The organism is Kocuria sp. CPCC 205263, from assembly GCF_040981075.1.
Taxonomy (GTDB): domain Bacteria; phylum Actinomycetota; class Actinomycetes; order Actinomycetales; family Micrococcaceae; genus Kocuria; species Kocuria rosea.
On record NZ_JAVKPV010000005.1, the window covers coordinates 112,121 to 139,117 of the forward strand.

The 26,997-nt window shown below is 75.2% G+C and carries 17 protein-coding genes, 1 tRNA gene and 1 pseudogene; 14 read left to right on the forward strand and 5 right to left on the reverse strand.

Annotation, left to right across the window (positions count from 1 at the left end):
* The first annotated feature begins 2 nt into the window (after positions 1-2).
* From hemQ to hemL, 6 genes and pseudogenes are all read left to right on the forward strand, one after another.
* Positions 3-755, forward strand: a complete 753-nt coding sequence (gene hemQ, locus RF647_RS09390) for a hydrogen peroxide-dependent heme synthase (protein WP_095650638.1) — start codon at positions 3-5, stop codon at positions 753-755.
* Positions 752-1,960 (forward strand): ferrochelatase, encoded by a 1,209-nt coding sequence (locus RF647_RS09395; RefSeq protein ID WP_368811499.1) that lies wholly within the window; start codon positions 752-754, stop codon positions 1,958-1,960. The genes hemQ and RF647_RS09395 overlap by 4 nt, the downstream gene beginning before the upstream one ends.
* On the forward strand, positions 1,951-2,910 hold the full coding sequence (gene hemC, locus RF647_RS09400; RefSeq protein WP_133411311.1) for a hydroxymethylbilane synthase: 960 nt from the start codon (positions 1,951-1,953) through the stop codon (positions 2,908-2,910). The genes RF647_RS09395 and hemC overlap by 10 nt, the downstream gene beginning before the upstream one ends.
* 107 nt (positions 2,911-3,017) lie before the next feature.
* A pseudogene (locus RF647_RS09405) lies at positions 3,018-3,812 on the forward strand (uroporphyrinogen-III synthase); the annotation flags it as partial.
* Between the two features lie 171 nt (positions 3,813-3,983).
* On the forward strand, positions 3,984-4,994 hold the full coding sequence (hemB, locus tag RF647_RS09410) for a porphobilinogen synthase (protein ID WP_165979764.1): 1,011 nt from the start codon (positions 3,984-3,986) through the stop codon (positions 4,992-4,994).
* 52 nt (positions 4,995-5,046) lie between these two features.
* A complete protein-coding gene (gene hemL / locus RF647_RS09415) occupies positions 5,047-6,363 on the forward strand; it encodes a glutamate-1-semialdehyde 2,1-aminomutase (protein WP_368811500.1) in 1,317 nt (438 codons plus the stop codon).
* A gap of 29 nt (positions 6,364-6,392) precedes the next feature.
* Here the strand turns inward: hemL and RF647_RS09420 are convergent, their stop codons facing one another.
* On the reverse strand, positions 6,393-7,247 hold the full coding sequence (locus RF647_RS09420; RefSeq protein ID WP_368811501.1) for a 3'-5' exonuclease: 855 nt from the start codon (positions 7,245-7,247) through the stop codon (positions 6,393-6,395).
* Positions 7,248-7,391: 144 nt separating this feature from the next.
* On the opposite strand from RF647_RS09420, the gene RF647_RS09425 reads away from it, so the two are divergent.
* Both RF647_RS09425 and RF647_RS09430 read left to right on the forward strand, forming a co-directional pair.
* Positions 7,392-10,826 carry an ATP-dependent helicase gene (locus RF647_RS09425; protein WP_368811502.1) on the forward strand — a complete coding sequence of 1,145 codons (3,435 nt, stop codon included), beginning with the start codon at positions 7,392-7,394 and terminating at the stop codon, positions 10,824-10,826.
* Positions 10,827-10,876: 50 nt separating this feature from the next.
* Positions 10,877-14,365, forward strand: a complete 3,489-nt coding sequence (locus RF647_RS09430) for an ATP-dependent helicase (RefSeq protein WP_368811503.1) — start codon at positions 10,877-10,879, stop codon at positions 14,363-14,365.
* Here RF647_RS09430 and RF647_RS09435 read toward each other — a convergent pair.
* Entirely contained in the window at positions 14,341-15,540 is a 1,200-nt protein-coding gene (locus RF647_RS09435) for a phosphotransferase (RefSeq protein WP_368811504.1), read from the reverse strand. The genes RF647_RS09430 and RF647_RS09435 overlap by 25 nt on opposite strands.
* Positions 15,541-15,626: 86 nt before the next feature.
* Between RF647_RS09435 and nudC the strand changes: the two genes are divergently transcribed.
* Positions 15,627-16,712: an NAD(+) diphosphatase gene (nudC, locus tag RF647_RS09440; protein WP_368811505.1), complete on the forward strand. Its 1,086-nt coding sequence runs from the start codon at positions 15,627-15,629 to the stop codon at positions 16,710-16,712.
* Entirely contained in the window at positions 16,706-18,538 is a 1,833-nt protein-coding gene (locus RF647_RS09445) for an ATP-dependent helicase (protein WP_368811506.1), read from the forward strand. Before nudC ends, RF647_RS09445 begins: the two co-directional genes overlap by 7 nt.
* Here the strand turns inward: RF647_RS09445 and RF647_RS09450 are convergent.
* Positions 18,529-19,341: a hypothetical protein gene (locus tag RF647_RS09450; protein WP_368811507.1), complete on the reverse strand. Its 813-nt coding sequence runs from the start codon at positions 19,339-19,341 to the stop codon at positions 18,529-18,531. The two genes, RF647_RS09445 and RF647_RS09450, sit on opposite strands and share 10 nt — an antisense overlap.
* A 163-nt stretch (positions 19,342-19,504) precedes the next feature.
* Between RF647_RS09450 and RF647_RS09455 the strand changes: the two genes are divergently transcribed.
* The gene (locus RF647_RS09455) at positions 19,505-20,074 is read left to right on the forward strand and encodes a M48 family metallopeptidase (protein ID WP_368811508.1); all 570 of its coding nucleotides are present in this window, start codon (positions 19,505-19,507) and stop codon (positions 20,072-20,074) included.
* Here RF647_RS09455 and RF647_RS09460 read toward each other — a convergent pair.
* Complete coding sequence (locus RF647_RS09460) at positions 20,050-21,540, reverse strand: zinc-dependent metalloprotease (RefSeq protein ID WP_368811509.1); 1,491 nt, start codon at positions 21,538-21,540, stop codon at positions 20,050-20,052. The two genes, RF647_RS09455 and RF647_RS09460, sit on opposite strands and share 25 nt — an antisense overlap.
* A 216-nt stretch (positions 21,541-21,756) precedes the next feature.
* On the opposite strand from RF647_RS09460, the gene RF647_RS09465 reads away from it, so the two are divergent.
* The 3 genes from RF647_RS09465 to RF647_RS09475 all read left to right on the forward strand — a co-directional run bounded on the left by RF647_RS09465 (position 21,757) and on the right by RF647_RS09475 (position 26,104).
* Positions 21,757-22,836, forward strand: a complete 1,080-nt coding sequence (locus tag RF647_RS09465) for a PDZ domain-containing protein (RefSeq protein WP_368811510.1) — start codon at positions 21,757-21,759, stop codon at positions 22,834-22,836.
* Positions 22,837-22,993: 157 nt separating this feature from the next.
* Positions 22,994-25,981, forward strand: a complete 2,988-nt coding sequence (locus RF647_RS09470) for a UPF0182 family protein (protein ID WP_368811511.1) — start codon at positions 22,994-22,996, stop codon at positions 25,979-25,981.
* Between the two features lie 46 nt (positions 25,982-26,027).
* Positions 26,028-26,104 (forward strand) — tRNA-Met (locus tag RF647_RS09475).
* Positions 26,105-26,225: 121 nt separating this feature from the next.
* Here RF647_RS09475 and RF647_RS09480 read toward each other — a convergent pair.
* On the reverse strand, positions 26,226-26,969 hold the full coding sequence (locus tag RF647_RS09480; protein WP_133411298.1) for a PspA/IM30 family protein: 744 nt from the start codon (positions 26,967-26,969) through the stop codon (positions 26,226-26,228).
* Between the last annotated feature and the right edge of the window lie 28 nt (positions 26,970-26,997).

Consider the following 26,997-nt stretch of genomic DNA (forward strand, 5'->3'; position numbering starts at 1 on the left):
CCTTGTCCCACGACACCAGCCCCCACGAGCACGGCGGTCACCCCGCAGCCACGCCCGAGCCGACGCAGGACGGCGGCGCGGAGCGGCTGCACTGGGCCGTCTGGTCCGTGTTCGCCCGCCCCGCCGGCGGCGCCGCGGCCCGCACGGCCGGCGACGACGCCTCCGCGGCCGCCGAGTTCGACGGCGTCGTCGAGCAGCTGGCGGCCGAGGGCGTGACGCTGCGCGGCGCCTACGACGTCTCGGGGATGCGCGAGGACGCCGACGTCCTCACGTGGCTGCACGGCGACGACCCCCAGGCGCTCCAGTCGGCGGTCCGCCGGTTGCGCCGCACGGAGCTCCTGGCCGGCACCGCGCAGGCCTGGAACGCGATGGGGGTGCACCGGGACGCCGAGTTCACCCGGAACCACTCGCCGTCCTTCGCCCGCGGCGTCGCCCCCGAGGACTGGGTCTGCGTCTACCCGTTCGTGCGCTCCTACGAGTGGTACTACATGAACGCCCAGCGCCGCGCCGAGATGCTGCGCAACCACGGCATGGCGGCGCGCGACTACCCCCAGGTCCTCGCCAACACCATCGCGTGCTTCGGGCTCAACGACTTCGAGTGGCTGCTCGCGCTCGAGGCCCCCGAGCTGGTCGACCTCGTCGACGTCATGCGGGCCTTCCGCAACACGGAGGCCCGGCTGCACGTGCGCGAGGAGACACCGTTCTACACGGGCCGCCGGATCCGCTCCGAGGAGCTCGCGGAGGTGCTCCGATGAGCGCCGAGAACGCCCTGTCCCGGGCCCGCGCGCACCCGCCGGAGCACTACGACGCCGTCGTCCTCTCGTCCTTCGGCGGGCCGGAGGGGCAGGACGACGTCCTGCCGTTCCTGCGCAACGTCACGAAGGGCCGCGGCATCCCCGACGAGCGGCTCGAGGAGGTCGCCACCCACTACCGGGCCAACGGCGGCGTCAGCCCCATCAACGCCCAGAACCGCGCGCTGCGCTCCGCCCTCGAGGCCGAGCTGCTCGGCAGGGGCCTGAGCGTGCCCGTGCTGTGGGCCAACCGCAACTGGGCGCCCTACGTGGCGGACGTGGTGCGGGAGTGCCACGCGCGCGGGCTGCGCAAGCTCCTGGTGCTCGCCACCAGCGCCTACTCCAGCTACTCCGGCTGCCGCCAGTACCGCGAGGACTACGGCGTGGCGCTCGAGGAGCTGGGCCTCACGGACGAGATGCAGGTCGACAAGGTCCACCAGTACTACGACTCCGAGGGCTTCGTGCAGCCCTTCGTCGAGGGGCTCCGGGAGGGCCTCGCGCAGGTGCGCGACCGGCTCGGCGCCGACGGCGGCAGGATCGCGGTCCTGTTCTGCACCCACTCCATCCCCACGACCGACGCCGAGGCCTCCGGGCCGGCGCGGATGGACTTCGAGGAGGGCTCCGCCTACGTCGCCCAGCACCTGGCCGTGGCCCGGACCGTGCTGGAGCGCGTGGGGCCGGAGGAGCTCGGGGACCATACCTGGGACCTCGTCTACCAGTCCCGCTCCGGGCCGCCGCAGGTGCCGTGGCTCGAGCCGGACGTCAACGACGCCCTCGAGGAGCTCGCCGAGCGCGGTGTCGCCGGCGTGGTCCTCGTGCCGCTGGGCTTCGTCTCCGACCACATGGAGGTCAAGTGGGACCTCGACACGGAGGCTCTGGAGACCTGCGAACGGCTCGGCCTCCCGGCCGTGCGCACCCCCACCGCGGGCACCCACCCGGCGTTCGTGGCCGGGCTCGCGGACCTCGTGGAGCAGCGCGTCGCCGGGCGCGCCGCCCCGCCGCGGCTCTCCGCGTGCGCCGAGGGCACGTGGTTCGACGACTGCGCCCCGGACTGCTGCGTCAAGGTGCTGCGCGGCGCCACCGAGCCCCGTCCCACCATCGCGCAGCGCCCCCAGGGCGAGCCCCTCCCGGTCGCCCTCGACGAGGCGGGGGAGGTGCGGTGGTCGTGACGGCCGCGGCGCAGGGGCTCCCGGTGCTGCGGGTCGGGACCCGCGGCTCCCGGCTCGCGCTCACCCAGACCACCACGGCGGCCCGGGCCGTCGCGGCGGCGGGCGGGCTGGAGCCGGAGCTCGTCACGATCCGCACCGAGGGCGACGTCCTGACCGGGCCCCTGTCCCAGATGGGCGGCACCGGGGTCTTCGCCACGGCCCTGCGGGCCGCGCTGCTGGCGGGATCCGTGGACCTGGCCGTGCACTCCCTCAAGGACCTGCCCACCGCTCCCGTGCCGGGCCTCGAGGTCGCCGCGGTGCCGGAGCGGGAGGACCCCCGGGACGCGCTGTGCGCCCGCGACGGGCTCACCCTCACCGGTCTGCCCGCCGGCGCGAAGGTCGGCACCGGTTCCCCGCGGCGCGCGGCGCAGGTGCGCGCGGCGCGCCCGGACCTGGAGATCGTCGACATCCGCGGCAACGTGGGCACCCGGCTGGGGCGGGTGGCCCCCGGCGACCTCGACGCCGTGGTGCTCGCCGCCTCCGGGCTGCGGCGGCTCGGGCTGGAGGACGCGATCACCGAGCTGATCGACCCGTCCGTCATGCTCCCCGCCCCCGGACAGGGCGCCCTGGCCCTGGAGTGCCGCACCGAGGACGCCTCGGGGGACACCCCGCTCGCCGCCGCCCTCGCCGCGGTGGACCACCTGGAGACCCGCCTGGCCGTGACCGCGGAACGGGCGCTGCTGACCCGGCTCGAGGCCGGCTGCGCGGCCCCCGTGGGCACCTTCGCGCGGATCGAGGACGGCGTGCTCGTGCTCGACGTCGTCGTGGCCGACCCGGACGGCAGCCGGGTCATGCGCCGCAGCGGCCGCACCGCGGAGCGCGGCGTCGACGACGCCCGCGCCCTCGGCCACCGGCTGGGCGACGAGCTGCTCGCCGACGGCGCCGGCCGGCTGGCCCGGTTGACGCTCTGAGACCCGTGCCGCACCCCGGCCCCGCCGACCGCTCCGCCGACCCGGCCGCCGCCCTGCGCGGGGCCAGGGTCGTCGTGACCCGCTCCGCCGACCGGGCCCGGGAGCTCGTGGCGCTGCTGCACGGGCACGGGGCCTGGGTCCGGCTCGCCCCGCTGCTCGAGGCCACCCTCCCCGGGGACACCGGTCCCGTGACCGCCCTGCTGGAGCGGGCGGCGGACCCGGGGGCCGCCGCCGGGTCCTGGCTGGTGGTCACCTCGGTCACCACCGTCCGGGCCCTGCGCGCGGTCGCGGGGGAGCCGTCCGGCACGGCACTCGGCGACCGGTTCGCCGCGGCACGGCTGGCCGGCCTGCGCGTGGCCGCGGTGGGGGACGCCACGGCCGCGGCCCTCACGTCCGCCGGGCTGCCGCCGGACCTCGTGCCCGGCGCGGTGCACTCGGCCGTCGGGCTGCTCGCCGACTGGCCGCCGGAGCCGGCTCCCGGCACCGTCCTGCTGCCGCTCTCCGCCCGGGCCCGGCCCACCCTCGAGACCGGTCTGACCGCGCGGGGGTACGGGGTGCTGACAGCCACGGCCTACGAGACCGTGCCCTGGCCGGCGCCCGCGCCCCTCGTGCGGCGGGCCGCGGCCCAGGGGACGGCCGACGGCACGGACGACGACACGGCCGACGACACGGACCGCGGCGTGGACGGGCCCGCGGCCGAGCTCCACCGGTCCGACCTGCTGCGGGTCCTGGCCGCGGGCGAGGCCGACGCCGTGGTGCTCACGGCGCCGTCCCACCTCGCCGAGCTCGTGCGCGACGACCCCGCCGTCCTGGCCGGCACCGTCCTCGTGGCCATCGGCGAGCCGACGAGACGCGCCGCCGCCGAGCGCGGCCTGCCGTCCGTGGCCGCGTCCCTGCCCACCCCGGAGGGGATCCGTGACGCCCTCGCCCGGGCCCTCGCCGCCCCCGCGCGGGCCTCCCGGGCGGTCCCGGGGGCGCCCGCCCCGACCCCGACGGCAGCGGCTCCGCCGCCGGCCGCACCGACCACACCGATCCCGACGACACCGATCCCTGCGACCGAGGAGACGAACTCCGTGACCCACCGAACCCCCCGCTACGACCTGGTGTCCCGCCCCCGCCGCCTGCGCACCACCCCGGCCGTGCGCCGGCTCGCCGCGCAGACCAGGGTCCATCCGTCCGACCTCATCCTGCCCGTGTTCGTCCGGGAGGGCCTCGCCGAGCCCGCCCCGCTCGGCTCCATGCCGGGGGTCGTCCAGCACTCCATGGACTCGCTCCGGCGCGCCGCCGCCGAGGCGGCGGCCAAGGGCCTCGGCGGGTTCATGATCTTCGGCGTGCCCGCCGAGCGGGACCCCGAGGGCAGCGCCGGGTGCGACCCCGAGGGCATCCTGAACCGGGCGCTGCGCGCCGTGCGCGCCGAGGTCGGCGACGACCTCGTCGTCATGGCCGACCTGTGCCTGGACGAGTTCACCGACCACGGGCACTGCGGCGTCCTGGCCGAGGACGGGACCGTGGACAACGACGCGACCCTGGAGATCTACGGCCGGATGGCCGTCGCCCAGGCCGAGGCGGGCGCCCACGTGCTCGGGCCCTCCGGCATGATGGACGGCCAGGTCGGCGTGATCCGCTCCGCCCTCGACGAGGCCGGGCACCCCGACGTCGCCGTCCTGGCCTACTCCGCGAAGTACTCCTCCGCGTTCTACGGCCCATTCCGCGAGGCCGTGGACTCCCAGCTGCAGGGCGACCGCCGCAGCTACCAGATGGACCCCGCCAACCGCCGGGAGGCGCTGCACGAGCTGCAGCTGGACCTGGACGAGGGCGCCGACATGGTCATGGTCAAACCGGCCATGAGCTACCTCGACATCCTCCGCGACGTGGCCGAGGTCTCCCCGGTGCCCGTCTCCGCGTACCAGATCTCCGGCGAGTACGCCATGATCGAGGCCGCCGCCGCCAACGGCTGGATCGACCGCCGGGCCGCGATCCAGGAGTCCGTGCTGTCCATCCGCCGCGCGGGCGCCGACTCCGTGCTCACCTACTTCGCCGTCGAGCTCGCGGACTGGTTCCGCGAGGAGAACGGCCTCTCCTGACCCCCACCGTCCCCCGAGCCGGCACCCCCGGCGGAAGGAAGCAGACAAACCCATGAGCGTTTCCCAGGAACTCTTCGACCGCGCGCGCAAGGTCATGCCCGGCGGGGTCAACTCCCCGGTGCGGGCCTTCGCGTCCGTGGGCGGCACCCCGCCCTTCATCACCGCGGCCAAGGGGCCGTACCTCACCGACGTCGACGGCCGCGAGTACGTCGACCTCGTCAGCTCGTGGGGGCCCGCCCTCGTCGGGCACTCCCACCCGGCCGTCATCGAGGCCGTGCACGAGGCCGTGGAGCGCGGCCTGTCCTTCGGGGCCACGACCCGCGGGGAGACCGAGCTGGCCGAGCTCGTGGTCGAGCGGATCGGCGCGATCGACGAGCTGCGCATGGTCTCGACCGGCACCGAGGCGGCCATGACCGCGATCCGCCTGGCGCGCGGCGTGACCGGCCGGGACCTCGTCGTGAAGTTCGCCGGGTGCTACCACGGGCACGTGGACTCCCTGCTGTCCGAGGCGGGCTCCGGCGTGGCGACCCTCGCCCTGCCCGGCTCCGCCGGGGTCACCGCGGCCACCGCGGCCGAGACCCTGGTGCTGCCCTACAACGACCTCGCCGCCGTGGAGGAGGCCTTCGCCGCCCACCCCGGCCGGATCGCCGCCGTCATCACCGAGGGCGCGCCCGCCAACATGGGTGTGGTCACCCCCGGCGAAGGCTTCAACGCGGGCCTGCGCCGGCTCACGCGCGAGCACGGGGCGCTGATGATCTTCGACGAGGTGCTGACCGGGTTCCGCGTGCACGAGGCCGGCTACTGGGGTCTCACCGCCGCGGGCGAGGACGGCTGGGAGCCCGACCTGTTCATGTTCGGGAAGGTCATCGGCGGCGGGCTGCCGGTCGCCGGCGTGGGCGGACGGGCCGCGGTCATGAACCACCTGGCGCCCCTGGGCCCCGTCTACCAGGCCGGGACCCTGTCCGGGAACCCGGTGGCGATGGCCGCGGGCGCGGCGACCCTGCGCACCGCGGACCGGATCGCCTACCAGACCGTCGACCGGCGCTCGGCGCAGCTGCAGGAGGCGGTGCGCGCGGCGCTGACCGAGGCCGGGGTCGACCACTCGATCCAGTCGGCCGGCAGCCTGTTCTCGGTGGCCTTCGGCACCTCCGCCGCCGGCGTGCACGACTACGCGCAGGCCAAGGCGCAGGAGACGTTCCGCTACCCGGCGTTCTTCCACGCGATGCTCGACCAGGGCGTCTACCTGCCCCCGTCGGTGTTCGAGGCGTGGTTCCTCTCCGCCGCGCACGACGACGCCGCGATGGACCGGATCGTCTCCGCCCTGCCGGCCGCGGCGCGCGCGGCCGCCGAGGCCCGGCCGGCCGCCTGACCCCGGCCGGCCGCCGTCCCGGGGAGCGCTCAGGCGTCCTTGGGGCGGCGGAGCGGCCACGCGCCGTCGACCACCGCGTCCGGGCGGGTCCGGCGGAAGTACTCCTGGAGGCTCGCCGCCTGCTCGGCCGCCCATCCGACCTGGTCGGCGTGCAGCGCGGCCGCCGGACGCACCAGCTCGGTGAAGCGGCGGGCCATCAGCACCGCGAGCCGCTCCGTCGCGACCGAGTCCGCCGCCGAGGTGTGCGCCGCGGTGAGCTCGACCCCGTACTCCTCGCACAGCGCCCCGAGGGTGCGCTTGCCGCGCCGGTACCGGTGCACCTGCTTGTTGAGGACGTAGGGGTCCAGCACCGGGAAGGGCTGCGGGACCTCCACCCCGTGGCGCCGGCCCTCGTGGGCGAGGACCGTGAAGTCGTAGGAGGCGTTGAAGACCAGCACGGGCGTGCCCGCGGCGAACAGGTCGGCCAGCACGCCCGCGATCTCCGCGACCACCTCCGCGGCGGGCCGGCCCTCGGCGCGGGCCCGCTCGGTGCTCACCCCGTGCACGGCGGCCGCCTCCTCGGGGATCTCCACCCCCGGGTCCGCCAGCCACTCCCACTCGTCCGTCACGGCGCCCGCGGCGTCGGTGCGCACGACGGACGCCGTGACGATGCGGGCCGTGTGCGGGTCGCGGCCGGTCGTCTCGAGGTCGAAGGAGGCGCGCGGACCCTCGGTCCACGCGGGGGACGCCTCCGGGGCGCCCGCGGACCCCTCGAGGTCGAAGAGCACGTCCTGCTCCGCGGCGTCGTCCGGCGCGGGCGGGGCGGGCCTCGGCGCGCGCAGCGGGGCGGCGTCGAACAGGGGCAGCTGGTCGGTGGGGCCGGCGGGGCCTGAGGGCGAGGACATGGCTCCCACCGTACCGGCCCCCTCCGACCCGGCACGGACGCGGCCGCCCCGGCCTCCGCCTCCGTGCGCACCGGGCGGGAACCGTCCGGGGCGCGCGGACGCGGAGCGCTTAGACCGTCGGAGTCCCGTGATGAGATGAGACCCATGCGGCACACCGAGGACAGCACCCACGCCACGAGTTCCGCCCTGCCCGGGGCGGGGCCGGTGCGCTGGACCCTGGTGCCGCCGCACGGCTCCGCGCCGGAGCGCGCCCCGTGGCGGCCGAGCCCCGAGCAGGAGGAGATCGCCGGGCTCCCGGCCGGGTGCGGCCCCCGGCTCGTGCTCGGCGGCCCTGGGACCGGGCGGACCCGGGTGCTCGTGGAGCTGGCGGCGCGCCGGATCGGCGGGGGCCTGGACCCGGACCGGCTGCTCGTGCTCACGCCGTCCCGGCTCTCGGCGGCCCGGCTGCGGGACGACCTCACGGCCGCGGTCTCGGCCACCATGAGCTCCCCGCCCGTGCGGGCCTGGCAGTCCTACGCCTTCGACCTGCTCCGGCGGGCCCAGAACCAGGGGCTGCTCCCGGGCGTCGCGCACGGGCCCAAGCTGCTGTCCGGCCCGGAGCAGGACGTGCTGATCGGCGAGCTCATGGCCGGGCACGCCGCTGGCTTCGGGGCCCCAGTCGTGTGGCCCCCGGACCTCCGGGAGGCGCTCGCCACCCGCGGCTTCCGGCAGGAGGTGCGCGAGCTCTTCGACCGCATGTCCGAGTACGACCTCGCCCCCGACGACCTCCGCCGCCTCGCCCGGCGCCTGGAGCGCCCGGACTGGGCGGCGGCCGCCACGATGCAGGCCGAGTACCAGGCCGTGCGCCGGCTGCGGATGCCGGAGTCCTACGACCCGGCGGCCCTCGTCACGGAGGCCGCGCGGGTCCTCGAGGAGCAGCCGGAGTTCCTGCGGGCCGAGCAGGAGCGCCTCGACCTCGTGCTCGTCGACGACCTGCACGAGGCGACGCCCTCGATCCACCGACTGCTCGCCGTGCTGTGCCGGGGACGGGACACCGTGCTGACCGCCTGCACGGACACCGTGGTCCAGGGCTTCCGCGGGGCCCGTCCCGACCTGCTGCGCACCCTCGAGGACCGGCTCGCCGAGCCCGCGCGCCCCCTGCGGCGGCACCCCCTGGGCACGAGCCGGCGGATGCCCGGGGCCGTCGCGGAGGTGTGGCAGCGCGTGGCGGAGCGGATCCCGGCCGTGGCCGGGGCCCGGCACCCCCGCGCCCTCCGGCCCGCCGGGAGCACCCCGGGCGCTGCGGACACGGGCCACGGCGCGGACGCCGCGACCGCGCCGGTGGACGTCGCGGTGGACGGCGCCGGAGACCGCGCGGTGCCCGGAGAGGTCACCACGGTGGTGCTCTCCTCACCGCTGCACGAGGCCCGCTGGATCGCGCACCAGGTCCTGGAGCGCCACCTGGTGCACGGCGTCCCGCTGGCGAACATGGCCGTTATCGTGCGCAACGGCCGCTACCTGGAGGGGCTCGAGCGCCAGCTCTCCGCCCTCGGCGTGCCCGTCAGCACCTCCGCCGCGGAGACGCCGGTGCGCGACGAGCCCGCGGTGCGCCCGCTGCTGGGTGCCCTGCGCATCGTGACCGAGGCCGCCGCTGCGGCCGCGAACCGCGAGGAGGACGCGCACTTCGGTGCCCTCACGGTCCAGGCGGCCGTCGACCTGCTCTCCTCGCGGATCGGCAACGCCTCCCCGATGGACGTCCGCCGGCTCCGCCAGCGGCTCCGGGCGGAGGAGCTCGCCGCGGGGGGCCTGCGCACCAGCGACGACCTGCTCGTGGAGGCCCTCGTGGCCCCCGGGGCGCTCGACGCCGCCGGCGTGCGCTCCGTGCCGGCCCGCCGGATCGCCCGGATGCTCGCGGCCGGAACCCGTGCCCTCCGGGAGGAGGGCGCCACGGCCGAGACCGTCCTGTGGGCGCTGTGGGAGGCAGCCGGGGTCGCCGAGCCCTGGCGGCGCCGGGCACTGGAGGGCGGCCCGGCGGGGGAGCGGGCCGACCGCGACCTCGACGCCGTGGTGGGCCTGTTCGAGTCCGCCGAGCGCTACGTGGACCACCTTCCCGGGGCCGGCCCCGCCCAGTTCCTGGACTACATCGACAACCAGGAGCTGCCCATGGACACCCTGGCCGCCCGCGCCCCGACCGACGAGACGGTCGAGATCATGACGCCCGCCACCGCCGCGGGCCGGCAGTGGCCGGTGGTCTTCGTCGCCGGCGTGCAGGAGGGCGTGTGGCCCAACACCCGCCTGCGCGGGCAGCTGCTCGGCGCGGACCTGCTCACGGACGCGCTCGACCTCGGCGTCGACCAGGCCGCGCGGGTCACCCCGGTCACCCGGATGCGCGAGGTCCGCCACGACGAGCTGCGCTCCTTCTCCGCCGCCGTCTCCCGCAGCTGCGGCACGCTCGTGGTCACGGCGGCCTCCGGCGAGGACGAGCAGCCCTCGGAGTTCCTCGACCTCGTCGACCCCCCTGGCTCCCGCCCCGGGGACGGTGCCCGGGCCGTGGTGGACGCCCCCCGGCCCATGACCCTGCGGGCCCTCGTGGCCGAGCTGCGGCAGTGGGTCCAGCTGCACGAGGAGGACCCCGTACGCTCGGAGGCCGCGGCCCGGCTGCTCCACCGCATCTCCTCCTCCCCGCGCCCGGTGCCCGGCGCCCACCCCGACACCTGGTGGGGCGCGGCGACGCTCTCCAGCACGGCGCCCGTCTTCGACGACGGGGCCCCCGTGCCCGTCTCCCCGTCCCGGATCGAGACCATCCACCGGTCCCCCCTCGACTGGTTCGTGGCCGCCTCGCGGGCCGAGGCCGCGACCGACCTCAGCCGCAGCCTCGGCTCGCTCGTGCACGCCATCGCCGAGGAACTGCCGGAGGCGTCGGGCTCGGAGCTCGTCGCCGAGCTCGAGCACCGCTGGCCCACGCTAGGGCTGCCGGACACCTGGGAGTCCGCGGTCCAGCTCGAGCGGGCCCAACAGATGCTGCGAAAGTTCGCCCAGTACGTCCTGGACGCCCGCAGCAAGCACGGCCGCCGGCTGGCCTCCGTGGAGGGGGCGTTCAGCGTGCTCGTCCAGGGGCGGGCGCGCGACGCCCTGCTCCGGGGCCGCGTGGACCGGCTCGAGCTCGACGAGCAGGGCCGCTACGTCGTCGTCGACCTCAAGACCGGCCGGAACCAGCCCGCCGGGGCGAAGATCGCCGAGCACCCGCAGCTCGCGGCCTACCAGGTGGCGCTCACGGCGGGAGCTGGCACGGCCATGGTCGCCGGCGAGGACGAGACCGTCCTCGAGCTGCCCGGCGGCACCGTGACGGAGCTCTCCGGCGGCGCCCTGCTCGTCCAGCTCGGCACCCGTGCCAAGTCCCCCTCCGTGCAGCAGCAGGACCCCCTCGACCCGGACGCCACGTGGGCGCGGGACCTGATCACCCGGGCCGCGGAGCTCGTGGCCGGGGAACGGTTCACCGCCCGCCACGACCAGGCCGAGGGCGCCTTCAACGGGCACGGGTGCAAGCTGCCGCAGATCTGCCCGCTGTGCGCCGAGGGGCGGCAGGTGAGCGAACCATGAGGACGGATCCCGGCCCCGTCCCACCCGGACAGCAGGAGACGACAGCGCCCATGACCGACGCCCCCGACGACCGCTCCCGGCACGACGCCGCCGAGCACCCCTACGGCGGCGTCGAGCCCCGGTACAGTCCCGAGGAGCTGGCCGAGCTGCTCGGCGGCAACCTCCCCACGGCCCAGCAGTCGGCCGTGATCTCGGCCCCGCTCACCCCCCGGCTGGTGGTCGCGGGCGCGGGCTCGGGCAAGACCGCCACCATGGTCGACCGGGTGGTCTGGCTCGTGGCCAACGGGGTCGTCGCCCCGGACCAGGTCCTCGGCGTGACCTTCACCCGCAAGGCCGCCGGCGAGCTGGGGGAGCGCATGCGCTCCCGGCTCGCCCGGCTGCGCGCCCAGGGGCTCGTCGCTCCGGCCCACGCCGAGGAGGAGGACCTCCCGGCCGCTCCCCAGGACCCCACGGTCAGCACCTACCACTCCTACGCCAACACGCTCGTGCGCAACTACGGGCTGCGGATCGGGATCGAGCCGGACACCACGCTGCTGGGCCAGGCCCGGACGTGGCAGCTCGCCGCGCAGACCGTGGAGGCCTGGACCGGGGAGCTGCTCGAGACCATGCCCGCGAAGTCGACCATGGTCGCCGCCGTCCTCGACCTCGCCTCGGCGTGCGCGGAGCACCTCGTGGACCCGGCGGACGTGGAGCGCTTCGCGGCCGAGCTGCTCGGCGCGCTGGCCACGACACCGCCGGGGCGCCGGAAGAAGACCCTGGGCGCCCAGCTGAAGAAGGTCGAGGACAACCAGCGCACGGCGTGGGTCCTCGCCGAGCTCGTGACCGACTTCTCCCGGCGCAAGCACGAGGCCCAGGCCATGGACTTCGGCGACCTCCTCTCCGCCGCCGCCCGGCTCGCGGAGCAGGACCCGGCAGCCCGCCGGACCGAGCGGGAGCGGCACCGGGTCGTGCTGCTCGACGAGTTCCAGGACACCTCGCACGCCCAGCTGCGGCTCTTCGCTGCGCTCTTCGGGCAGGGGCACTCCGTGATGGCCGTGGGCGACCCCCAGCAGTCGATCTACGGCTTCCGCGGGGCGTCGTCCGGGCAGCTCTTCGGCTTCTACGACTCCTTCCCGGTCGCGCCCGGCCTGGACGGGGAGCCCAGCTTCCTCACCACGGCGTGGCGCAACGACGCGAGCATCCTGGACGTCGCCAACACCATCGCCGCGCCCCTGCGGACCCTGCCGGCGTGGGCGCGCAGCACGTCCTCCCTCGCCGTCCCCGAGCTCACCCCGCGTCCCGGGGCGGGCACCGGCCGGGTGCGGATCAGCCGGTACGCGACCGACGTCGAGGAGGCCGTCGCGCTCGCGGAGCGCGTCCGGGAGCGCCGGGAGCAGCACCGCGGCGACCCGGAGGAGCAGATGCCCACCATGGCGGTGCTCTGCCGCAAGCGCTCCCAGATCGAGCCCGTGCGCCGGGAACTCGCCGCCCGCGGCATCCCCTACGAGGTCGTGGGCCTGGGCGGGCTGCTCAGCACGCCGGAGGTCTCCGACGTCGTCGCGACCCTCCGGGTGCTGGACGACCCCGGCCGCTCGGACGCGCTCGTGCGGCTGCTCGCGGGGGCCCGCTGGCGGATCGGGACCCGGGACCTCATGGCCCTCGGCGACTGGGCGTCCCACCTGGAACGCCGCCGCACGGAGGCCGCGCAGGCGGGCCGGGCCGAGGACCTCGAGAGCCCGGTGACCGCGGAGGAGGCCCAGGAGGACGCCCTCGTCGAGCCCGACCTCTCCGACCACGCGTCGCTGATCGAGGCCCTCGAGACCCTCCCGTGGCGGGGCTGGACGTCCGCGCACGCCCGCACCCTGTCCGAGACCGCGCGGGAGCGCCTGATCCGGCTGCGGACGGAGCTGGACCACCTGCGCTCCTTCCTCTCCGACGACCTGCCGAGCCTGCTGCACGAGGTCGAGACGGTGCTCGGCCTCGACGTCGAGGTCGCCGCGCACCCCCACCGCCCCGTCCACCAGGCGCGGCGCAACCTGGACGCGTTCCACGAGGCCGCGCAGTCCTTCACCGCGTTCTCCGCGAGCAGCGACGTCTCGGCGTTCCTCGCGTGGCTCGACGTCACCCTGGCGGAGGAGAACGGTCTCGAACCCGGCCCCGACCGCACGCGGCACGACGCCGTCCAGCTCGTCACGGTCCACGCCTCCAAGGGCCTCGAGTGGGACCACGTCTACGTCCCGGGACTCAACGCCGGGAACTTCCCGACCGACAGGCCCTCCCGCTGGACCCTCGACACCGGGACCCTGGCCTGGCCGCTGCGCGGTGACGCCCGGTTCCTGCCGCAGTGGGCCGTGGACACGAGCGACCTCAAGGCTCTCGAGGACTCCCACACGGAGTTCCTGGAGCTCGCCGCCCAGCACGCCGAGGACGAGGAGCGCCGTCTCGCCTACGTGGCCGTGACCCGGGCCCGCGAGGTCCTGGAGCTGTCCTGCACCGTGTTCCGGGGCACGGCCGCGAAGGGCCAGGAGCCCTCCGTGTTCGTCGCGGAGCTGGCACCGCTCACCGAGGGCCCCGAGCCGCCCGTCCGCCCGGGCCCCTGGGCCGAGGTCCCGGAGGGGGCGCGCAACCCGGCCGCCGCCACCGTGCTGAGCGCCCCCTGGCCGTACGACCCGCTGGAGGGCCCCGAGGTCACCGAGACCGTGACGGACGAGAACGGGCAGAGCGCCGTGCGCGTGAGCCCGCCCCCGCACCGGGGCCGCCGGGCCGTGCTCGAGCGGGCCGCCCGCGCGGTGCGGGAGCGCGGTTTCGAGGACACCGCGGACCTCGACGTCGAGGACCTGCTCGGCGTCGCGGAGCGGGACGGGCTCGCGCCGGACCCGCGCCGATGGTCCGAGGAGGCGAAGATCCTGCTCGCCCGGCACGAGGACGGCCGGGCCGAGCGGACCGTCCCCATGCCGTCCCACGTCTCTGCCTCGACCCTGGTGGCGCTCGCGCGCGATCCGCTCGAGGTCGTGTCGGGCCTGCGCCGGCCCATGCCGCGCCGGCCCGGCACCGCGGCGCGGCGGGGCACCACCTTCCACGCCTGGATCGAGCAGTACTACGGCAGCTCCGCGATCTTCGACGTCGGGGAGCTGCCCGGGACCGCCGACGACTACGTCGACGCGGCCTACGACCTCCCCGAGCTCGCGGCGACGTTCCGCTCCAGCCCGTGGGCCGACCGCCAGCCGTACGCCGTGGAGTTCCCCCTCGAGACCCCGATCGCCGGGGTCACGGTCCGCGGCCGGGTGGACGCCGTCTTCCGCAACGGCGACGGCACGTGGGAACTGGTCGACTGGAAGACGGGGCGGGCACCCTCCGGCCGGGAGCTGCAGGAGCGGTCGGCGCAGCTGGCCGTGTACCGGCTCGCGTGGTCCCGGCTGCGGGCCGTCCCGCTCGAGGAGGTCACCGCCGCCTTCTACTACGTGGCCGAGGACCGGGTCGTCCGTCCGCATGACCTGTCGGGGGCCGAGGAGCTCGAGGCGGTGGTCCGGGAGGCCTACGACGTGGTGCTGCGCCCCTGAGCGGAGCCGCCGCCCGATCCCGTCGGCGGCGTCCGGCCGGAGGGGGCCTCGGGGACGCCGGCCGGGGCGGGGGCCTCCGGGGCGGTGTCCTCGGGCGCGCGGTCCGGGGCCGCGTCCTGGGAGGCGTCGTCCTGCCCCGGGGCCGCCGGCGCGGTCTCCGGTGCGGCCGCGACCGGCTCCGGCTCGGGGCGCCGGGCGACGTCCTGCTCGAGCGTGGCGAGCATCTGCTCCGCGTCGGCCACCAGGTCCTGCGCGCCGCGGTCCACGCCGCGCACGAGCCACTGCGCCAGGGCGAGCTCGGCGTCCAGCCGGGCCCGGTCCAGCAGGTGCGGGTCCGGTGCCCCGTCGGGCGCCTGGAAGGACGTGCGGCGGCAGGCCGCGGCGTAGGCCTCGAGCACCCCCTCGGCGAGGCGGGCGTCGCGCGCCGCGAAGAGCCACGCGAAGTCCTCGGCGGGATCCCCCACGTGCAGGTCGGTCCACCCGGTCACCCCGCGCACCCGTCCGCGGGAGATCACGAGGTCGTCCTCCTGCAGATCGCCGTGGACCACGCGCGGCCGGAACCGCCACACGGCACGGTCCTCCAGGACCTGCTCCCACCGGTGCAGCAGCGCGGCCGGCACGCGCCGCGTGTCGGCCGCCCGGCGCAGCTCCGTGCGGCGCCGCTGCCGGCACTGCTCGGCGGTGTAGCCGGGCAGATCGGCGTCCAGGACCAGTGCGGGCGGCAGGGCGTGGATCGCTGCCAGGAGCCGCCCGAGCTGCACGGTGAGCGTCGGGGGCGGCTCGGCGCTCGGCACGTGCCGGTGGTGCTCGGGATCCGGCTCGGCGGCCATGCGGGCGAGCGCGTCGATGTCCAGCGGGGCGCCCTCGATGTGGGAGTGCACGAAGGCGTGCAGGTCCCCGTGCGCCACGGAGCCGGCGGCGGTGGGGACCAGGAACGGGAGACGCGACCGGACGGCGGGGGTGAAGGAGCGGAGCACGAGGTGCTCGGTCTCCAGGCGGACGCTCGCCTCGGGGCTCAGCGGGGAGCGCACCCGCCAGCGCCGGCCGGAGGCGTCGAGGACCACGGCGGAGCGGAAGTCGGCGTCGTCGTCGGGGGAGGGCCCCACGGCCACGGGTGCGAGTCCGGGGACGCCTGCGGCGGCGACGGCGGCCAGGTGCTCGAGGGACGTGCTCACGCCATCCACCCTACAAGAGGCACGGCAGCCGTCCCCGTCCCCACCCGCCGGACCCGTGGTCCGCCCGGGTCGCTACAGTGGGGGACGTGCCCGCCTCCACCCCTTCCGAGCCCGTTTCCGGCTCCCGCCCCGTGCCCGCCCCCGAGCGTCTGTCGCCGGCCCGCCTGCCGTTCGCGGCGACGGCCTTCGACCGCGACGCCGTCGACCGCGAGCTCCACGACGTGCGCGTGCTCGCCGCGCAGGACCCCACCACGCTCGTGCTCGTGCTCGCGGGCGGTCTCGCCCCCGTGGCCGGGGACGCCCTGGTCCTGGTGCCCGCGGCCGAGCTCCCGGCCGTGTCCCACGACCCGCGCCGGCCGGAGGTCTACCTGGGCCGGCTGCCCGGGGCCGACGGGGCCCCCGGCCCCCGCGTCCTGCTGCGCGCCGTCGCCGCCCCCGAACCCGGGGGCGAGGACGCCGCGGCGGAGCCCTTCGCGGTGCCCGAGCCCCTGGTGGCGGCCGTCACCGCGTTCGCCGCCGGCCGGGGCGGGGAGGAGCTGCGCTGGGCCGGCCTGCGGGAGCTCGGCCCGGTGCTCCCGACCGGGGACACCTCGCTGCTCGTCACCGCCCAGTCCGTGGGACTGTGGCACCGGGACCACCCCCGGTGCCCGCAGTGCGGGGAGCCCACCGAGGTGATCCGGTCCGGCTGGGCCCGGCGGTGCCCCAACGACGAGTCGCTGCACTTCCCGCGCACCGACCCCGCGATCATCGTGGCGGTCAGCGACGGCGATCCCGACCCCGACCGGGAGCGGCTGCTGCTCGGCCGCTCCGCGCTCTGGAAGGGCAACCGGTTCTCGACCCTCGCCGGGTTCGTGGAGCCGGGGGAGTCCCTGGAGCAGGCCGTGGTCCGCGAGGTCGCCGAGGAGGCGGGCCTGACCGTGGGGGACGTGCAGTACCTGGGCTCCCAGCCCTGGCCGTTCCCGCGCTCCCTGATGCTCGGCTGCCGCGCCGTGGTGCGCTCCGGCGCGGCCGTCCCGGACGGCCAGGAGATCCTGGAGCTGCGCTGGTTCACGCGGGCGCAGCTGCGGGAGGCGGCGCGCACCGGGTCCGTGACCCTGCCCGGGCGGGTCTCGATCGCGCACGCGCTCATCGCGCACTGGCTCGGCGAGGACCTGCCGGAGACCGCGTGGTGACCAGCAGCGAGACCGGCACGGACGTGGAGTCGACCCTCGAGGAGCGCATTCTCGCCGGCCTGGACCCCGAGCAGCGGGAGGTCGCGACCACGCTGCGCGGACCCGTGTGCGTGCTCGCGGGCGCCGGCACGGGCAAGACCCGGGCCATCACCCACCGGATCGCCTACGGCATCGCCACGGGCGTCTACACCCCGCAGAAGGTCCTGGCCCTGACGTTCACCGCCCGCGCCGCCAACGAGATGCGCAACCGGCTGCGCGAGCTCGGGGCCGCCGGGGTGCAGACGCGCACGTTCCACGCCGCGGCCCTGCGCCAGCTGCAGTACTTCTGGCCCCAGGCCGTGGGCGGGCCCCTGCCCGGGCTCGTGGAGCACAAGGCGCGGCTCATCACCGAGGCCGCGCAGAACATGCGCCTGTCCACGGACCGCGCGGCCGTGCGGGACCTCGCCGCCGAGATCGAGTGGGCCAAGGTCTCGATGCTGACCCCCGACACCTATCCGACGCAGGCCGCCGGGCGGGAGATGCCGCTGAACTACGACGTGCGCACGGTCCAGCGCCTGTACCAGTCCTACGAGGAGCTCAAGACCGACCGGCACCTGATCGACTTCGAGGACGTCCTGCTGCTCACGGTGGCCGTGCTCGAGGAGGACGAGCGCGTCGCCGCGACCGTGCGCGAGCAGTACCGGCACTTCGTGGTCGACGAGTACCAGGACGTCTCCCCGCTCCAGCAGCGTCTCCTCGACGCCTGGCTCGGGGGCCGGGACGACGTCTGCGTGGTGGGCGACGCCTCCCAGACGATCTACTCCTTCACCGGGGCCACCTCCCGGCACCTGCTCGAGTTCCCGGCCCGGCACCCGCAGGCGCGGGTGATCGAGCTCGTGCGCGACTACCGCTCCACCCCGCAGGTCGTGGAGACCGCCAACCGCCTGCTCGCGGCCCGCCGGCCGGCGCGGGGCTCGACCCCCGGCGCCTGGGCCACCCCGCTGCGCCTCGTGGCGCAGCGCCCGGACGGGCCGCCCCCGTCCTGGAACGAGTATGCGGACGACGAGGCCGAGGCGGCGGGGACGGCGGCGCGCATCCGGGACCTGGTCGACGACGGTGTGCCCGCGTCCGAGATCGCCGTCCTCTTCCGCACCAACGGGCAGTCGCAGGCCTTCGAGACCGCGCTCGCGGAGGCGGGCATCGGCTTCCAGCTGCGCGGCACGGAACGGTTCTTCAACCGGCCCGAGGTCAAGCAGGCCGTGGTGCAGCTGCGCACGGCGGCGCGGGCCGCCGAGGCCTCGGACGAGCCCACGCGCCTGGTGCGCGACATCCTCTCCTCGCTGGGCTACTCGGACCGCGCGCCGCGCTCCACGGGCGCGGTGCGCGAGCGGTGGGAGTCGCTGGCCGCGCTGGTCTCCCTCGCGGACCGGATGGCCGCGGAGGCCGCCGCCCGCGAGGAGCAGTTCGTGCTCCCCGAGTTCGCCGCGGAGCTCGAGCGGCGCATGGCCCAGCAGGACGCCCCCGTGATGAACGGGGTGACCCTGGCGTCCCTGCACTCGGCGAAGGGCCTCGAGTGGGACGCCGTGTTCCTGGCGGGCCTCAGCGAGGGGCTCATGCCGATCGGCTTCGCCGAGACCGCCGACGAGATCGACGAGGAGCGCCGGCTGCTCTACGTGGGCATCACCCGCGCCCGGGAGCACCTCGTCCTGTCCTGGACCCTGTCCCGCACCCCGGGCGGCCGGCCCACGCGCAAGCCCTCACGCTTCCTCGACGCCCTGCGGGAGACCGGCGGAGACCGCCCGGCCCCGCGCCGGTCCCGCCCGGGCGGCGCCCGCGCTCACGCCTGATCGAGGCCGCACAGGCACCGGCTCCGGTCCGGCTCCGGCCAGGACACCGCGTCCGGCCACGGCGGGGCGAAGAGGACGGCGCCGCCCTGCTCCCGGGGCCCGTGCCCCCCGGCTCCGGCGCCGCACAGCGAGTCCAGGGCCACCGCGAGCACCTCGACGGCCAGGCGGACCGCGACGGCCTCCGCGTGGGCCGCGCCCGCCCACGCCGCGAGGACGGCGGCGGGGCCGTGCGGCGCCGTGCGGGGCTGCGTGTGCTCGAGCGTCGCCCGCACGCAGTCCGGGCATGACCGGTGCGCCCAGGGCACGGTGGGCCAGCGCAGCAGGACCTCGTCGGCGTGGTGCAGCGACACCACCGGGTGGCGGGGGTCGATCCCCGCCCACGCCTCCGGTTCCACCGCTCCGGGCGGCAACGGGTCGTCCGGGCCGGGCCGCCCGGAGCTGTGCACCACGACCGTGCCCGGCAGCAGCGCCCCGGGGAACAGCTCCGGCGCGCTGACGGGGGCGCACCGGGGGTCGAGCTCGCGCAGCCGCCGGCGCAGGGCCGCCTCGCGGGACCGGCCGACGTCCGCGGGCCGGTACGCGCCGGTCCCGAGGTCGGCGGCCGCGACGGGCGCGGCGTCGTTGACGTTGAGCCCGAGCACGCCGCAGCGTAGCAGGCGCACGGCCAGCGCCGCCGCGAGACCGTCCAGGCCCAGGAGCAGGACGTGCACCTCGTCCGGACGGGGTCGCTCGAGACAGGACAGGCGCAGTTCCGGATCGTGCGGGGAACCCTGAGGAGGACCGGGGAACGGGGTGGTGGGCACGGGACGCCTTCCGGGACGCGCGGGCGGGACGTCGTCACTCTCGCCCGGACCGTGCCCGCGGCGCGCCCGCCGGCGGGTCGTCCACAGTGCACGGCGGAGCGCTGTGCACACGGGCGCGGGCCGGCGTTTCGCGGCCCGTGCCCGCGGCGTGTTCAATGGCCCCATGCCCGTACCGTCGCAGCCCGAGGTCGTCGTGCGCCGCTCCGCCCGCCGGCGCAAGACCGTGTCCGCCCACTGGAGCGAGGACATGGTGGTGCTCTCGGTCCCCCAGACGGCCACACGGCGGGAGATCGAGCACTGGACCCGGGAGCTGGTGCCCCGGGTCGTGGAGCGTCGGCGCCGCGAGGCGGCCAAGGGCGCCGACCGGCGCTCCGACGACCACCTCCTGCAGCGCGCCCACGAGCTGTCGCGGCGACACCTCGACGGCCGCGCCCGGCCCTCGGACGTGCGGTGGTCCGGGCGGCAGCACACCCGGTGGGGCTCCGCGACGCCGGCCACCGGCGTCATCCGGATCTCGGCGCAGCTGCAGGAGGCCCCGGAGTGGGTGCTCGACTTCGTGCTGGTGCACGAGCTCGCGCACCTGCTCGAGGCCGACCACAGTCCCCGGTTCCGGGAGCTCGAGGCCCGCTACCCCCTCGCCGAGAAGGCCCGGGCGTTCCTGGACGGCGCCGCGTGGGCGCACCGGCACGCCGGACGCACCGGCGCGGATCAGCGGGAACCGTCCCCGTCCTGAGGCTTGTCGTCCTCCGGCCGCCCGGAACCGCCGCCCGTGGCGGGCCCGCCGTCCGCGCCGGGAGCAGGGTCCGTGGCCGGACCGCCGTCCGCGCCGGGCCCGCCGTCGGGGCCCTCGTAGCCGCCCGAGAGCAGCCGCTGGAGCGCGGCGTCGACCTCGTCCTCGGACGCGGTGAGCAGCCCGCGGCGCTCGGAGAAGCCCGCGGGGTCGTCCAGGTCCTCGTCGGTGGGCAGCAGCTCCGCGGCGTCCCACAGGCCGTCCCGGTCCTCCACCCCGCGGCGCTCGCCGACGTACTCCCAGAACTGCGCGGCCTCGCGCAGCCGGCGCGGGCGCAGCTCGAGCCCCACGAGGGAGCCGAACGCGTGCTCGGCGGGCCCGCCGGCGGCGCGGCGCCGCCGGACGGTCTCGGACAGGGCCTCCCCGGAGGGCAGGTTGGCGGTCGAGGCGACGGTGACCACGTGCACCCAGCCCTCCACGAGGGCGAGCACCGTCTCGAGCCGCTTGAGGGTGACCTCCTGGTCCGGGGTCTGCTGCGGGGCGAAGATCCCGGAGGACAGGGCCTCCTGCATGCTCGAGGGATCCATCGGGTCGATGTCCCGGGCGGCCTCCTCGATGCGGGACATGTCGATGTGGATCCCCGCGGAGAAGCGCTTGACGAGGTCCAGGATGTGCTGGCGCAGCCACGGGTTCGCCGCGAACAGCCGGACGTGCGCCGCCTCCCGCACGGCGACGTAGAGCATGATCTCCTGCGCGGGGATGTCCAGGCCCTCGCCGAACGCCCTGATGCTGGCGGGCAGCAGCCCGGAGCGGCCCTCCGCGAGCGGGAGGCCGATGTCGGTGGAGCACAGCACCTCGCGGGACAGGCCGCCGATGGCCTGGCCCAGCTGGATCCCGAACAGCATCCCGCCGGCGCCCGCGAGCATTCCCGAGGCCCCGCCCATCATGGCGGACAGCTCGGGGGGCAGCTGCTGGGTGAGGGCGTCGGTGAGCGCCTTGGTCACGGACTCCGCGACCGGGCCCGTCATGTCCTTCCAGGTCTCCTGGGTGGCCTCGATCCACTCCGCGCGGGACCACGCCTGGGGCCGGATCGAGGTCTGGCCGAACTCGGTGTGGTCGGCCAGCCACAGCTCGGCGAGGCGCATCGCGTCCTCGACCGCGCCGCGCTGGGCGGGGGTCACCGACGGGTCGCCGTCGGCGGCGGCGATCTGCCGCGCGTGGTCGTGGGCGAGCTTCCAGTTGACCGGTCCCTCGGACGCCCCGGCGCCCATCATGGACTGGATCTGCTGGAACATCATCGACATCGCCTGGGGGTCCACCGGCACGCCGGCGCGCTGGAGGTCCTCCGGGCTCATCCCGCTCTGCCCCATGAGGCGCTCGAGCATCTCCTGGAAGGGGTCCTTGGGGCCGTCGCCGGAGTCGTCCCCCGGGGTGTTCCCGGGGCGGTCGTTGGGAGGCTGGGGAGTCATGGGTCCACCGTTCTTCGATCGGGTCGGGGGATCGGGCGGCACGGGCGCGCCCGACGTCTCTGCTCCCAGCGTAGCGAGCACCGGACAGGGCCGACCATGAGCCAACTCCCAGTTCGCTGGAAGCTCAGGGCCGGGTCCCGCGCGATAAGCTGGACCGTCCGGACCGTGCGGCCTCACAGCCTCCGGTCCCTCCGACGACGACGCCGAGGACCGCCCGTGACCGCATCCCCCCGCCCGCGCCGCGCCCTGCGCCGCCGCGGCCTCGAGTCCTGGGCGCTGCTGGGCTCCGCGGGGCTGCTGCTGGCCGGGACGGTGTTGCCCGCCCCGTTCGTGATCGAGGCTCCCGGGCCCACGTTCAACACGGTGGGGGAGCACGACGGCCGGCAGCTGCTGGGGGTGTCCGGCGCCCCGACCTACCCGAGCGACTCCGTCCTGGACCTGACCACGGTCTACGTCACCGGCGGGCCCAACAAGAACGTCAACGTGCTCACCGTCCTCGGGTCCTGGCTGGACCCGTCCGCCTCCGTGGTGCCGGCCGACACCCTCTATCCCCGGGACGTGTCGGGGGAGGAGGCCGACCAGTACAGCATGGCGGCGATGAGCAGCTCGCAGGAGGACTCGGTCGCCGCCGCGCTGACGCACCTGGGCCAGGACTTCAGCACCCGGCTCTCCGTGCAGGACACGGTCCCGGGCGGCCCCGCGGAGGGGGTGCTCGAGCACGGCGACGTCCTGCGCGGCGTGGACGGGGAGCCCGTCCCGTCGCTGCCGTCCCTCAAGTCGGCTCTCGACGCGGCGGGGGAGCGCGGCGTCACCCTGCAGGTCGAGCGGGCCGGGTCGCCGCGCGACGTCGAGGTGGACACCGTGCGCGACGAGGCGTCGGGGGACTGGCAGCTCGGCGTGTTCCTGCTGGCCGCCTACGACTTCCCGATCGACGTGGCGTTCGAGCTCGACGAGGTCGGCGGGCCCAGCGCGGGGCTGATGTTCGCGCTGGGGATCGTCGACGAGATGACCCCGGGCTCGATCGCCGGGGACCGGCACGTGGCCGGCACCGGCACCATCACCCCGGAGGGGGAGGTGGGGCCCATCGGCGGCATCCGGCAGAAGCTCGAGGGGGCCGCGGCGGCCGGGGCGGAGGTCTTCCTCGCCCCGGCGGACAACTGCGCCGAGGCGCAGGGTCACGTCCCCGAGGGGCTGACGGTCGTGTCCGTGCGCACCCTCGACGACGCCGTGGCCGCCGCCGAGGCCGCCCGGAGCGGCGAGGACCTCTCCGCGCTGCCGGGGTGCGCCGCCCGATGACGGGCGCCGTGTGCACGATTGCACCCCCGAGAAGCCCGCGGGCAGAATGGACGGGGTGCCCCGGCGACCCGCCGGCGGCGCTCCTCCTCGACGCAGGCCGCACCCCACGACTTCACGCACCACACCTGACGAACGACCCCGATTGCAGAGGTAACCAGTGACCGCCGGACCCACAGCCCCCCGACCACCGAGGCAGCAGCCAGCAGGACAGCGGCGGAAACGGGGTGCGCTGTGGCCGACGGTCGTGGTCGTCCTGGTCCTCGTGGCCGCCTTCGTGGGACTGACGCAGCTCTACACGGACGTGCTGTGGTACGACCAGCTGGGCTACCTCAGCGTGTTCGTCACCGAGAACGTCACGAAGATCGTGATCTTCGTGGTCGCCGCCGTGCTCGTGGCGGCGCTGATGTTCGCCAGCCTCTTCCTCGCCTACCGCAGCCGGCCCATCACGGCCGAGTCCATCGTGGACGACAACCTGCGCCGCTACCAGGAGGCCCTCGAGCCGGTCCGCAAGATCGTCATCGTGGTGGTGCCCGTGCTCTTCGGGCTCTTCGCGGCGAGCACGGCGATGACCCAGTGGGACACCGTGCTGCTGTTCCTCAACCAGGAGCCGTTCGGCCAGGAGGACCCGCAGTTCGGCCTCGACATCGGCTTCTACGTCTTCACCCTCCCGTTCCTGCGCTTCCTCATCGGGTTCCTGGTCTCGGCGATCCTGCTGGCCGGCGTGGCGGGGATCCTGATGCACTACGTCTACGGCGGCATCCGGATCACCGAGCGGGGGCTCAGCACCACCCGGGCGTCCCGCGTGCACCTGGGGGTGCTGGCCGCGCTGTTCCTGCTGCTCCAGGCCGCGAACTTCTGGCTGGACCGGTACTCCACGCTGCAGTCCACGTCCGGGACGTGGACCGGCGCGCTGTACACCGACGTCAACGCCGTGATCCCCACCAAGGCGATCCTGGCGGCGGCCGCGCTGATCGTCGCGATCCTCTTCGTCGTCGCGTCCTTCATCGGCCGCTGGCGGCTGCCGGTCATCGGCACCGCCATGCTGCTCGTGGTCGCGGTCGTGGCAGGCGGGATCTACCCGTGGATCGTCCAGCGCTTCCAGGTCACGCCCACCGAGCAGGCCCTGGAGAGCCAGTACATCCAGCGCAACATCGACCTCACCCGGTCGGCCTACGGGCTGGACGCGGCCGAGGTCATGCCGTACGACGCCACCACGGAGACCGAGCAGGGCGCCCTGCGCCAGGACACCGAGACCACCTCGAACATCCGTCTGCTGGACCCCAACGTGGTCTCGGCGGCGTTCTCGCAGCTGCAGCAGTTCCGCCCCTACTACCAGTTCCCGGACACCCTCAACGTGGACCGCTACGAGATCGACGGCGAGGTCCAGGACACCGTCATCGCCACGCGTGAGCTGAACCCCGACCAGAACCAGGGGTGGTTCAACCAGCACGTGGTCTACACCCACGGCTACGGCGTGGTCGCCGCCTACGGCAACCGGGTCGAGGTGGACGGCAAGCCGCAGTTCATGCAGTCCGGCATCCCGTCCCGGGGCGTGATCTCGGACGACTACGAGCCGCGCATCTACTTCGGCGAGAACTCCCCGCTGTACTCCATCGTGGGCGGCGCCGAGGGCGACGAGCCCCTCGAGCTGGACCGTCCGCAGACGGCCGGCGACGAGGCCGGCGACGCCAAGACGACGTTCGCCGGCAACGGCGGGCCCAGCATCGGCAACTTCTTCAACCGGCTCGCCTATGGCATCAAGTTCCAGTCCTCGGACATGCTGCTCTCGGACGCCGTGCGCCCGGAGTCGCAGATCCTCTACGACCGGGACCCGCGCGAGCGCATCGAGAAGGTCGCCCCGTACCTGACGGTCGACGGCGCCCCGTACCCGGCCATCATCGACGGTCAGGTCCAGTGGATCGTGGACGCCTACACCACCTCGGACGCCTTCCCGTACTCGACGCCGTCGGTGCTGCAGGAGGCGACGCAGGACACGCAGACGGCCCAGGGCGCCGCGGCGGCCCTGCCGCCGGAGCGGGTCAACTACATCCGCAACTCGGTCAAGGCCACGGTCAACGCCTACGACGGCTCGGTGAACCTGTACGCGTGGGACGACCAGGACCCGGTGCTGAAGGCCTGGCAGAACATCTTCCCGAGCACGCTCAAGCCCTACTCCGAGATGTCGGCGGAGCTCATGGCGCACGTGCGCTACCCGCAGGACATGTTCAAGGTCCAGCGGGAGCTGCTCAACCGCTACCACGTCACGGACTCCGGCAGCTTCTACCAGAACGACGACGTGTGGTCCGTGCCCAACGACCCGACGCAGGACTCGGACGTGGCGCTGCCCCCGTACTACCTGTCGATGCGGATGCCCGGTGAGGAAGAGGCCAACTTCTCGCTCACCACCTCCTTCATCCCGCAGCAGTCGGAGACGGGCAACACCCGCAACGTGATGTACGGGTACCTCTCCGCCAACTCCGACGCCGGCACCGGCGAGGACGGGGTGAAGAGCGACGAGTACGGGACGCTGCGCCTCCTGGAGCTGCCGCGCTCCTCCGTGGTGCCCGGCCCGGGCCAGGCGCAGAACCTGTTCAACTCGGACACCGACGTCTCCACGGAGCTGAACCTGCTCCGCCAGGGCGCCTCCGAGGTGATCAACGGCAACCTGCTCACCCTGCCCGCGGGCGGCGGCATGCTCTACGTGCAGCCCGTCTACGTCCAGTCCTCGGGCGACGCCGCGTACCCGACGCTGCGGCGCGTGCTCGTCGGCTTCGGCGAGGAGGTGGGCTTCGCACCGACCCTCGAGGAGGCACTCGACGAGGTCTTCCAGGGCGACTCCGGGGCCCAGACGTCGTCCGGTGCGGGCGTCGACGAGGCGGAGGCCGGGAGCCCGGACGACGCCGGCGAGGACGGGGCCGAGGCCCCGGCCGGCGGCGCCAGCCTCGAGGACGCCCTCAGCGACGCCAACCAGGCGATCCAGGAGTCCGAGGAGGCCCTGCAGGACGGCGACTGGACGTCCTACGGCGAGGCCCAGCAGCGGCTGCAGGACGCCATCGAGCGGGCGCTCGAGGCGGACGGTGTCGTCGCCCCCGAGGCGGAGGGCGCCCTGGCCCCCGAGGAGCCGGCCGAGCAGCCCGCCGAGTAGCCGATTTGCGGGTCCACCCCGCGGCACGTATAGTCATACATGTCGCCGCGGGGTGGAGCAGTTCGGTAGCTCGCTGGGCTCATAACCCAGAGGTCGCAAGTTCAAATCTTGCCCCCGCAACCACGGAAGGCCCCCGGACCGTCACGGTCCGGGGGCCTTCGCCTTGCCCGGAGGACCCCGGGCGGGAATGAGCCCCCACGGCCTCGGCCGTGGGGGCTCTTCCGTGCCCGGGGACGGGACCGGGTCAGACCTCTTCGGAGGAGACGATCCGCTCGGCGTTGCGGGACTTCAGGGCGGCGAGCCGGGCCTCGATCTCCGACTGCTGGCCCAGGGACTCGAGGGACTCGAACTGCGCGTCCAGGGAGGACGCGGCGAGCTCCTGCTGGCCCAGGACACGGGCCTCCTCGCGGCGGATCTTGTCCTCGAAGCGGGAGACCTCGCTCGTCGGGTCGAGCACGTCGAAGGCCTTGAGCGCGTCCTGGACCTGCGACTGCGCGTGCGCGGTCTTCTGCCGGGCGTTGAGCTCGTCCCGCTTGTTGGACAGCTCCTGGAGCTTGCCCCGCATCTTGTTGAGCCCGTCCTTGAGCTTCTCCACGACCTGGGTCTGGGACTGGATCTGCGGCTCGGCGCCGCGCGCCTCCGTCTCGTACTGGATCTGGCGCTGGAGGGCGACCTTGGCGAGGTTGTCGAACTTCTCGGCCTCGGAGGACTTGCCGGCGCCCCGGTACTCCTCGGCCTTGTTCGAGGCCGCGAGGGCCTTGTTGCCCCACTCCTGGGACTCGCGCACGTCCTCCGCGTGGTCCTGCTCGAGCAGGCGCAGGCTGCCGATGGTCTGCGCGACGGCGGCCTCGGCCTCGCGGATGTTCTCGGTGTAGTCGCGCACCATCTGGTCCAGCATGAGCTGGGGGTCCTCGGCGGCGTCGATCATGCCGTTGATGTTGGCCTTCGCGAGCTGGGCGATGCGGCCGAAGATGGACTGCTTGATCATGGTTCCTTCTCTCCTCTGGTGCTTCCCG

What these genes read in the sequence shown, in the direction of transcription:
- RF647_RS09395 (WP_368811499.1), top strand. Translation starts at nt 752, where the DNA reads ATGAGCGCCGAGAACGCCCTGTCCCGGGCCCGCGCGCACCCGCCGGAG.
- hemL (WP_368811500.1), top strand. Translation starts at nt 5,047, where the DNA reads ATGAGCGTTTCCCAGGAACTCTTCGACCGCGCGCGCAAGGTCATGCCC.
- RF647_RS09420 (WP_368811501.1), bottom strand. Translation starts at nt 7,247, where the DNA reads ATGTCCTCGCCCTCAGGCCCCGCCGGCCCCACCGACCAGCTGCCCCTG.
- RF647_RS09425 (WP_368811502.1), top strand. Translation starts at nt 7,392, where the DNA reads ATGCGGCACACCGAGGACAGCACCCACGCCACGAGTTCCGCCCTGCCC.
- RF647_RS09430 (WP_368811503.1), top strand. Translation starts at nt 10,877, where the DNA reads ATGACCGACGCCCCCGACGACCGCTCCCGGCACGACGCCGCCGAGCAC.
- RF647_RS09455 (WP_368811508.1), top strand. Translation starts at nt 19,505, where the DNA reads ATGCCCGTACCGTCGCAGCCCGAGGTCGTCGTGCGCCGCTCCGCCCGC.
- RF647_RS09460 (WP_368811509.1), bottom strand. Translation starts at nt 21,540, where the DNA reads ATGACTCCCCAGCCTCCCAACGACCGCCCCGGGAACACCCCGGGGGAC.
- RF647_RS09480 (WP_133411298.1), bottom strand. Translation starts at nt 26,969, where the DNA reads ATGATCAAGCAGTCCATCTTCGGCCGCATCGCCCAGCTCGCGAAGGCC.